The 8935-nt window shown below is 71.6% G+C and carries 10 protein-coding genes and 1 pseudogene; 2 read left to right on the forward strand and 9 right to left on the reverse strand.

The window, feature by feature from the left end:
- The 7 genes from F7Q96_RS27085 to F7Q96_RS26100 all read right to left on the reverse strand — a co-directional run.
- The coding region (locus tag F7Q96_RS27085; RefSeq protein WP_211923528.1) for a hypothetical protein at nucleotides 1–235 on the reverse strand (235 nt) is incomplete at its 3' end.
- 83 nt (nucleotides 236–318) lie between these two features.
- The gene (gene cpaB, locus F7Q96_RS26075) at nucleotides 319–1170 is read right to left on the reverse strand and encodes a Flp pilus assembly protein CpaB (protein WP_053822266.1); all 852 of its coding nucleotides are present in this window, start codon (nucleotides 1168–1170) and stop codon (nucleotides 319–321) included.
- Between the two features lie 87 nt (nucleotides 1171–1257).
- Complete coding sequence (locus F7Q96_RS26080) at nucleotides 1258–2697, reverse strand: ATP-binding protein (protein ID WP_053822265.1); 1440 nt, start codon at nucleotides 2695–2697, stop codon at nucleotides 1258–1260.
- 25 nt (nucleotides 2698–2722) lie between these two features.
- Nucleotides 2723–3262: an A24 family peptidase gene (locus F7Q96_RS26085; RefSeq protein ID WP_053822264.1), complete on the reverse strand. Its 540-nt coding sequence runs from the start codon at nucleotides 3260–3262 to the stop codon at nucleotides 2723–2725.
- Nucleotides 3263–3315: 53 nt separating this feature from the next.
- The gene (locus F7Q96_RS26090; RefSeq protein WP_390884863.1) at nucleotides 3316–3480 is read right to left on the reverse strand and encodes a Flp family type IVb pilin; all 165 of its coding nucleotides are present in this window, start codon (nucleotides 3478–3480) and stop codon (nucleotides 3316–3318) included.
- 99 nt (nucleotides 3481–3579) lie between these two features.
- Nucleotides 3580–3753 (reverse strand): Flp family type IVb pilin, encoded by a 174-nt coding sequence (locus F7Q96_RS26095; protein ID WP_006578843.1) that lies wholly within the window; start codon nucleotides 3751–3753, stop codon nucleotides 3580–3582.
- 814 nt (nucleotides 3754–4567) lie between these two features.
- Entirely contained in the window at nucleotides 4568–4843 is a 276-nt protein-coding gene (locus F7Q96_RS26100; protein WP_151023585.1) for a hypothetical protein, read from the reverse strand.
- Between the two features lie 102 nt (nucleotides 4844–4945).
- On the opposite strand from F7Q96_RS26100, the gene F7Q96_RS26105 reads away from it, so the two are divergent.
- Together F7Q96_RS26105 and F7Q96_RS26110 are read left to right on the forward strand one after the other, a co-directional pair.
- Nucleotides 4946–6274: a glycosyltransferase family 87 protein gene (locus tag F7Q96_RS26105; RefSeq protein WP_053823162.1), complete on the forward strand. Its 1329-nt coding sequence runs from the start codon at nucleotides 4946–4948 to the stop codon at nucleotides 6272–6274.
- A gap of 199 nt (nucleotides 6275–6473) precedes the next feature.
- Entirely contained in the window at nucleotides 6474–7517 is a 1044-nt protein-coding gene (locus tag F7Q96_RS26110) for a glycosyltransferase family 2 protein (protein ID WP_053822262.1), read from the forward strand.
- Nucleotides 7518–7597: 80 nt separating this feature from the next.
- Here the strand turns inward: F7Q96_RS26110 and F7Q96_RS26115 are convergent, their stop codons facing one another.
- A complete protein-coding gene (locus tag F7Q96_RS26115; protein WP_151023587.1) occupies nucleotides 7598–8386 on the reverse strand; it encodes a class I SAM-dependent methyltransferase in 789 nt (262 codons plus the stop codon).
- A 9-nt stretch (nucleotides 8387–8395) separates the two neighbouring features.
- Nucleotides 8396–8935 (reverse strand): annotated as a pseudogene (locus tag F7Q96_RS26970) (hypothetical protein); the annotation flags it as partial.

The following is an 8935-nucleotide window of genomic DNA, read 5'->3' on the forward strand; positions in this document are numbered from 1 at the left end:
CCGGCGCCATGCTGATCGTCATCTGCATCGGCGCGCCGGACGCCGCGGCCGCGCCGGCGTTGCCCGCCGGGCGCGCCCCGGCCGCGGGCGCCGTGCCCTTGGCCGCCGCGCCGGCTTCGGCGGCCGGCTGCGCGCCCGCGCTGCCGGCAAGCGCCAGCAGCAGGCACGCCGTGCCGGCACCGCCCAGCGTGCGCGCGTTGCGCGCGCCGTCCCTCTGCTTATGGTTCGTTTTCATATCTCCCCCCGGAGAGAATTGGTGCTGCGTGATTCGCGGCATGCCCAGTCATGCCGTGGCCGTGCTGCCGGAAACCTTCGGCGTCAGAAACATTCGAGACTGCCCTGCACGCCGGACAACACGCCGATGCAGTGGCCGGCGCGGGCCGGCGCCGCCGGACGCGGGCGCACCGGTGCGCTGACCTTGACCGGCTTGAGCGGCGCCGGCACCGGTGCGGCGGCCGGCGTGCCCAGCAGCGTGGTCTTGGTGGCGCCGTCGGTGTCGACCGCGGCCAGGTCGACCTGATTGCGCAGCACCAACGACAGCGTGCCCACGCTGCGCGCGACGTCGAGCTTCTCGGCCTGTTCGGGCGTGACCTCCAGCGTCACCGCGTTGACCACCTTCGGCTGGGTATCGTCCCGGCTCACCTGCTGCGCAACCGCCAGCACCAGGATCTTCTCCAGCACGATCTTGGAGATGCTGGCGTCGCCGCTGCCCCCGCCATTGCGCCTGGCGTCGGCCGCGGTGTTGACGATCACATCGACCAGATTGCCCGGCAGCGCGAAGCCGGCCACGCCGACCACATCGTTGACCCGCACCGTGATCGCGCGCTTGCCTTCGCCGATCACCGCCGACAGGCCGCCCTTGGTGCCCTGCGGCGCGAGCTTGGCCTCGAGCACCGGTTCGCCGCGCAGCACGCTGGTGCGCGCCACGCGGCCCTGCAGCAGCGCGGCGTTGGTGAAGGCGCCGGGCGGCACGCTGGCGCTGGGCCAGCTGACCAGCCGCAGGTTTTCCGGGCCGATCGGCTGGCCCAGGTTGATGTCGCTGGCGGCGACCACCACCTGCGCGACCGAGTTCGACGACTGCTGCATCAGCCAGCGCGAGGCCGCGACCACGGCCGCGACTCCCGCGGCCAGTGCGACCAGAAGCATCAACATTGCCCTTGCGTTCTTCATGGAAGCTCTCCCCTGAGGTTGCCCTCGTTTCCCTCGTTCTTTCCGCCGTTCCGCCGTTCCATCGTTCCGTCGTTGCGCGCGGCGCAGCTATCGCGCCGCCGCGCGCGCGCCGCTGCGCCAGCGCATGCCATCGCCGATCTCGCGGCCGAAATACGCGTGCCACGCGCGCCGCAGCGCTTCCTCGCTGACGTGCGGCGGGTCGCCGTGATAGCGCCGCGCCGAGTCCACCAGCTTCAGCAGATCGCCCGGGATGCAGGCCAGCAGCGGGATGCCGTCGGCCAGATGCAGGCCCTCGAGCAGGAAGCGGAACACGTCGTCGGCGTGCTGCAGGCCGAGCGCGCGGGCGGCGCGCGCGTAGACCTCGCGGTAGTCGTCCTCGGCAAGCGGCCCGATGAACAGCTTGCTGCCGAGCCGGCGCAGGAAGGCGTCGTCGCCGAGGGCGCTCAGATCCAGGTTGGTCGAGAACACCGGCCACACGTCGAACGGCACCGAGAAGCGCACGCCGCTGTGCAGCGTGAACATGTCGATGCCGCGGTCCAGCGGCACGATCCAGCGGTTCAGCAGTTCGCTGACGCCGACCAGCTGGCGGCCCAGGTCGTCGACGATGTAGACGCCGTTGTTGGCCTTCATGTGCGGTGGCGCCTGGTAGTAGCCGGCGACCGCGTCATAGCGCAGGTCCAGCATGTCCAGCGTCAGCTCGCCGCCGGTCAGCACGGCGGGGCGGTGGCACAGGATCCAGCGCCGGTCCGCGCCGCGGCGCCAGCCGGGATTGCCGCCCTCGTCGAAGGGCACGTGCACCAGCGGATCGAACACCTGGATGATTTCGCCGGCCACGGTGATCGCGTGCGGCACCGGCACCGCGCCGGGCATCAGCTCGCGCAGCCGGCGCGCCAGGAAGGTCTTGCCGCTGCCCGGCGGACCGTACAGCAGCAGCGCGGTGCTCGAGTTCAGCGCGATACCGGCCTCGTCGACGATATGGGGCGGTGCCACCAGGTCGCCGAGCGCGGCGGCCACATCGGCCTTCGACACGCTGGCGTGGCGCACCGAGTGGTGCCGCACCGCCTCCAGATAGGCGTCGAGCGTCACCGGCGCCGGGCCCGCATAGCTGCAGCGCGCCGCGAACTCGGCGGCGCGCGCATGGCCGGCATCGGTCAGCCGGTAGCGCACGTCGAGGTCGCTGGCGCCCCGATGCGCGACCTCCAGCAGCCTCTCGCGCACGCAGGCGGTCGCGATCTCGCCGATCACCGAGCCGGGCAGGCGCAGCGTCTCGGCCAGCTGCAGCAGCGTGACGTTGCGGTACAGATAGGCCGCCTTCATCAGCAGGGTGCCCAGCATCGTGATGTCGATGCCCGTATCGGCAACGGTGCGCGGGGCCACATGCCACGGTTGCGGCTGGGCGCATTCGGTGGCGCATTCCGCGGCGGCGCTGGCCGGCGCGCGCGAGTGGCCATGGCCGCCGGCATTGGCCGCGGCATTGGCGACGCCCGGCAGACCGTGTATCGGCGCGTTCGGTGTTTGCTCGATCATGAGATCCCCCGCTCTGTGCTGGTGGCTATGCCGACGCGAACAGCATCGCGATCGTGCCGGCGGCGATGGCCACGCCGTAGGGCATCGCGCCGACCGACACCGACGCGTCGAGTACCGCGGGCTTGCGCCGGTCCGGATTGAACGCGCCGGGCGCCAGCACGATCCGCACCACGTTCTCGCGCAACTGGCGCAGATTGCCGTGCCACAGCGTCCAGCCCAGTGCCCAGGCGCCGCCCAGCACGAAGGCCGTCAGCGCGATGTCGAAGGCCATGCCCGCGCCCAGCCAGGCGCCGACCGCGGCCATCAGCTTGACGTCGCCGGCGGCCATGCCGCGCAGCAGATAGATCGGCAGGAACATCGCCAGCCCCGTCAGCCAGCCGGTGGCCCAGGCCAGCGCACCGGCGCCGAGGCCGGACAGCGCCAGCTGTACCGGCAGCGCCAGCAGCCAGGCGCCGAAGGTCAGCCAGTTGGGAATGCGGCGGCAATGCAGATCGCTGGCCGCGGCGGCCAGCACCAGCAGCATCGCGGCGGGTCCGATCATCGTGGCGAGATGCGGGTTCGGCATGGCGGGCTCCGGTCGCACGGTGCAGGGCGTTGGGTCGGGGCAGGGCCGCATCGTCAGAACGAGGACGCGACCTTGTCGAAGATATTGCTCAGGGTCTCGCCGACGGCCTTGACCGAGACGATGATCACCAGCGCGATCAGCATCGCGATCAGTGCGTACTCGATGCTGGTGACCGCGTGATCGTCGTCGACGAAGCCGCGGATGGAATTCGCTTGCACGCGCATCGGTGTCTCCAGTAGGTGGCGCAGGCCCGCGGAGCCGGAACGCCGGCCTCCGCGGGTATCGATCGCGCCGAGCGCATCGGCGCGTGGCTCGGCTTACTTCAGTGCGGACTGCACCTTGTCGAACACGGCGCTCAGGTTCTGTCCGACCAGCTTGACGCCGGCGATGATCACGATGGCGATCAGCGCGGCAATCAGGCCGTACTCGATGGCGGTGACGCCGTCATCGTCCTGGGCGAACAGCTTGGCTTGTTGAATCAGGTCTTGCATGGCTCTCTCCTTCGGTTGGAATGCAGGGCACGACTTGCGTTGAACTGCTGCGGTTGAACTGCTGCGGTTGAACTGCGGGGGGCCGCGGCGCGCGGAGGACCGCAGGCGGCGCAGGCATCGAAGGGCCAGCGGCCGTGTCCGCCGCCGTGTCCAGGCGGACGGCTGTCGCGGCGACCGCCGTGGTGACCTTCCGCTTCCCCCGCCGCCGGGCGGCGCACGCGGCGGTGCGTGTGCTCGCGCCGTGCATGGCGCGGCGTGGCATGCGGCGGTGCCGAGGCCTCGCCGCGGCGCGAGCAGTGCGACAGCGGCGCGCGATGCGGACGCGATCCCCGCGAGGCGGGGCGCTGCGTGAGGCGATGCGGATTGGTCAGCATGATCGGTGTCCTGTCGCTGTGCGGTGCGTCTGCGGTCGAGGTCGCTCGCGTCGCCGCCGCCTGGTTCGCTTTGCGGTCCGGGCGGCGGCGGTTGCGGGCGGCGTTGTCGCCGGCTGCCTTGTCGCTGGCTGCCTTGGCGCCGGCCGCCTTGTCGCCGACATAAGGCAAGAGCTTTGCCAGCCCGCTGCAATGCCTTGCGCCACAAGGCCGTGCGGTCAGCCGGCGCTTGCCGGCAGGCCCGGCGGCAGGGGCGCGAACCGGCGATCGTTTCCGGGCGGAAACGCCGGGCGATGGTGTGGCACGCGCGCGTGCCGAGGTGGGGGCGCGGTGGGGGTGTGGTGGAGCCGCGCTGGTCCCGTGATTCCGGCGGCGGTCCTCGCGGCAATGGATGAGGCCGGCCATCCGGCGCCGACGTGGTCTGGTGCACGCGCAGGCAGGGCTCATCCTTTTGTACGAGAGCGGCGCGGTCGCGCATTGCCGCCGCGCTCATCCATCTGGCGCGGGTCTTCCGCGCCGGTGCCGTGTTTCCCGTTTGAAACGTTGCCGCTCGGCGCCGCGCCGTCCGGCGCCGGCCGCGCGGCGCCATGGCGGTCGATCCGCGGCATGGCGACGACGCGCAAAGCGGCGCCGCGCGCGGCAATCGCGGCCGGCGCTGCGCCCGCAACCTTCGTGCTTCCGCGCGGAAACGTCGGCGCGCGCAGCCCCCGCGCCGCCATCGTTGCGCCGGCGGGGCCGCCTTGCGCCGCGCACAGCGTCTGATAGAACGAAGGGCAAGGCGACCGCATGTCGCCGTGTTCGATGCCGACGAGAGCGACCCGATGACCGTTTCCCCCGTTTCGATTGCCGCCACACCGCAGGGCGCTCGCGCGCATTGGCTGACGCTGGAGCGCATGCGGCTGTATGCGGGTGCGATGCTGATCGCGCAGCTGTCGATCGTCTGTGCGTGGGCGTGGATCACGCAGGGCTTCACGCTGGAGACGATCGTTCGGCCCGGTGCCGACTTCTCGGTGTTCTGGAGCGCGTCGCATCTGCTGCGCGGTGCCGGGGCGCTCGCGGTCTACGACTACGCGCAGCTGCAGCCGGTGATCGCCGCGCATGGCTCGGTGCCGCCCGATTCCGGCTTCTATCTGCCCTGGCTCTATCCGCCGACTTTCCTGTGGGTGGTGCTGCCGCTGTCGCTGTTGCCGTTCGCTGCCAGCTATTTCGCCTTCATCGGCCTGTCGGCAGCCGGCTATCTCGCGGCGCTGTTGCGCATGACCGCGCTGGCGGCGCCGCCAACGGCGGCGCGCGGCGCGGTGCTGCTGTCGCTGCTGGCGTTTCCCGGCCTGTTTCTGGCGGCGACCATCGGCCAGAACGCGTTGCTGACCGCGGCGCTCGCCGCATGGGCGCTGGTGCTGCTGCCGCGCCGGCCGGTGCTGGCCGGTGTGCTGATCGGCCTGCTGGCGATCAAGCCGCAGCTGGCGCTGATGTTTCCGGTGGCATTGATCGCCGGACGCGAATGGCGGGCGCTGGCCGCCGCCGCGCTGAGCGCGGCGACGCTGGCGGCGGCCAGCATCGCCGCGTTCGGCTGGCAGACGGTGCCGGCCTTCGTCAGCGCGACCGGGCAGGTCGCCGACATGCTGATTCACGAAGGCATCCGTGCCTGGTACGTCAGCCCGACGCTGCTGGCCTCGGTGCGGCTTGCCGGCGGCGCGCCGGCGCTGGCCTACGCGCTGCAGGCAGTGCTGACGCTGGCGACGATCGGCGCGCTGGCCTGCGTATGGCGCCGCCAGCGCGATACCGGACTGCGAACCGCCGCGCTGGCGTTGGCGGCGATGCTGGCCACGCCGTATCTCTGGTACTACGAGCTGGCGTGGCTGGGCATGGCGGTGACGGGGCTCGCGGTGGAAGGCGTGCGGCGCGGCTGGATGCCGGGGGAGCGTCTGCTGCTGGTCGCACTGTGGTGCATGCCGCTGCTGATGTTCGCCAATGCGCTGGCGCAGCAGTGGCAGGGCGGGGTTCAGCTGCTGGCGCTCGGCATGGCCGCCGTATTGCGCCGCGCGTGGCGGGCCGGCACCGGGGACGCTGACAGTGTGCCCGCCGATGTCGCCACCGATGTCGCGGCCGATGTCGGGACGCACAAGGGGAACGGACATGTCACGACATGACAGGATCGGCGGCGCGAGCGCGCGCCGCCGCGACCCTGCTGGAGCGGGGAGGAGAACCGCCGGGGGCGCCGGCGAGGGCGCCCCCAAAGGCGGCTTGCATGCTGCTGCGGAGGACGGCAGGTGGTGCGCCTCATCTGCCGGCTCGGATGCCGATGCCGCGGGCGATGCACCGCCCAGCGCTTCCTTCGCTTCCCCGTTGATGGCGTCCCGCGACCGCCGGACCCCATGGCAGCGCGATACCCGCCTGCTGTCGCTGGTCGCGCCCTGCTACAACGAGAGCGAGGCGATCGCGCCGTTCTTCTCGCGCGTGATCCCGGCGCTCGAAGCGATCCCCGGCATCCGCTTCGAGATCGTCTGCGTCAACGATGGCAGCGGCGACGACACGCTGCCGCGGCTGCTGGCGCAGGCCCGCGCCGATCCGCGCATCCGCGTGATCGACCTGACCCGCAACTTCGGCAAGGAGGCCGCCCTGACCGCGGGCATCGACGAGGCGTTCGGCGACGCGGTGGTGCCGATCGATGTCGATCTGCAGGACCCGCCAGAACTGATCGGCGAGATGGTGGCGCGCTGGCGCGAGGGCGCCGAGGTCGTGCTGGCCCAGCGCGTCGACCGCGCCTGCGATTCGTGGCTCAAGCGCGTGACCGCCGGCGCCTATTACCGGCTGCACAACCGCATGTCGGAACTGCGGCTGCCGGAAAACGTGGGCGACTTCCGCCTGATGGACCGCGCGGTCGTCAACGCGCTGAAGAGCCTGCCCGAGCGGCGCCGCTTCATGAAGGGGCTGTTCGCCTGGGTCGGCTTCCATACGGTGACCCTGCCGTACACGCGCGAGCCGCGCAGCGCCGGCCAGTCCAGGTTCTCCGGCTGGCGGCTGTGGAACTTCGCGCTCGAGGGCATCACCAGCTTCAGCACGGTGCCGCTGCGCAGCTGGACCTATATCGGCCTGGCGGTCGCCTTCGCCGCCTTCTGCTATGGCTCCTTCATCATCGGGCGCACGCTGTGGCTCGGTGTCGACGTGCCGGGCTACGCCTCCTTGCTGTCCGCGCTGCTGTTCTTCGGCGGACTGCAACTGATCGGCGTCGGCGTGGTCGGCGAATACGTCGGCCGCATCTATCACGAGACCAAGGGCCGTCCGATCTATCTGGTGCGCCGGCGTTACCAGGAGCGTCCCGCCACGCAGGGGATCGGCGGCCGCCGCGTGATCGAGCTGTCGGCGGTGCAGCGCGGCGCGCGCACGCGCTGACGCTTGGCCCGATCGATCAGCGCCAACTGCGCCGCGGCAGGCGACGGCCGCGGCGTTTTCCTTGCGGCTGCGGTCGTCCGCTAGACCGCGCGCGCCACCGCCAGCAGCGATACCCCGAACGGCAAGGTGCCATGCCGCAGCCAGAGCCGCTCGCTGCGAAACAGCGCGTACAGCAGTGCGTTCAGCAACGCGGGCGGCATCGCGGTGCCGCTCGAGCCGCCGGCTTCGCCCGGTACGCCGTGGTCGGGCACGCGCGCATGCAACTGGTCGCGCAACTGGTCGCGCAGGCGGTCGTGCCAGCGCGCCGCCACCGCCAGGGGAAACAGCACGGTGTTGAAGTAGGTCAGCGTTTCCACGCGCAGCCCCGCGTCACCGAGACGCGTGCTCAGCGCGGTACGGCGATAGCGGCGTTGGTGGTGCAGGAAGACGTCATGCCGGCTCCATAGCCAGGGATGCGCCGGCACGGTGATCAGCGCCGCGCCGCCGGGCCGCAGCAGCGAACGTATCGCCAGCAGCGCGCCGGCATCGTCGGCGATGTGCTCCAGGCAGTCGAGCAGGCAGACCAGATCGAAGCTGCCCGGGCGGTACGGCATCGCGTCGGGACAGCGGCCGTCGGCGATCGCATAGCGGCCGGCGGTCTTGGCCACGGCCAGCCGTCGCGCCATCGCGTCCATTTCCAGGCCGCTGACCGTGCCGAAGCGCGCTAGCATGTCGAGATTGCCGCCGGTGCCGGCGCCGATCTCGAGGATGGCGGCGCCCGGCGGCAGCGCCAGCTGCGCGAGCACCGTGGCGACGATGTCGCGGCGCGCGCGGAACCACCAGTGATCGGCTTCGGTCTGCGCCATTTCGAGATAGGCTTGCGGCGACATGGTGGTCTCCTAGGGAAGGGGCCTCTCGGCGGACGGCGGGCAATCGCGCGTGGCGTACAGCGACCAGTGCCCGGCCGAGCGCACCGGTTCGACACGGCAGTCCGCCGTGGCGAAAAAGCCCGCGGGCAGCGGCATCGCGCGCCGCACGAACAGATAGCGATAGCGGCCGGCGCGATGGCGCTGCCAGTCGAAGCTGGCCGGGAAGGCGTTGTCGAGCATCTCGGCGGGGCCAAGGGCCGGCGCATGGCCGCCGCGATAGCGGACGATCTGCGGCAGGAACCAGGCGAAGTTGAAATCGACCAGCCCCTGCCGCCGGGCCTGGTACCACAGCGGGAAGTGCTGATAGGCGCCGGGATGCGCGGCGGGCGTGCTGCCGGCGTCGAATATCAGCATCAGCGCGCGCTGGCCGGGCGCGGCCGCGGCCAGCACCGCGTCGAAATCGCGCGTCTCGTCGGCGAAGGCCAGCGCGCGCCGCGCCTGCCAGCCCAGGTGCAGCGCGCACGCCGCGCACAGCGCGGCCGCGCACCAACGCGCGCGCGTCGCGCGCGT

This window comes from Cupriavidus gilardii, assembly GCF_008801915.1.
GTDB lineage: Bacteria > Pseudomonadota > Gammaproteobacteria > Burkholderiales > Burkholderiaceae > Cupriavidus > Cupriavidus gilardii.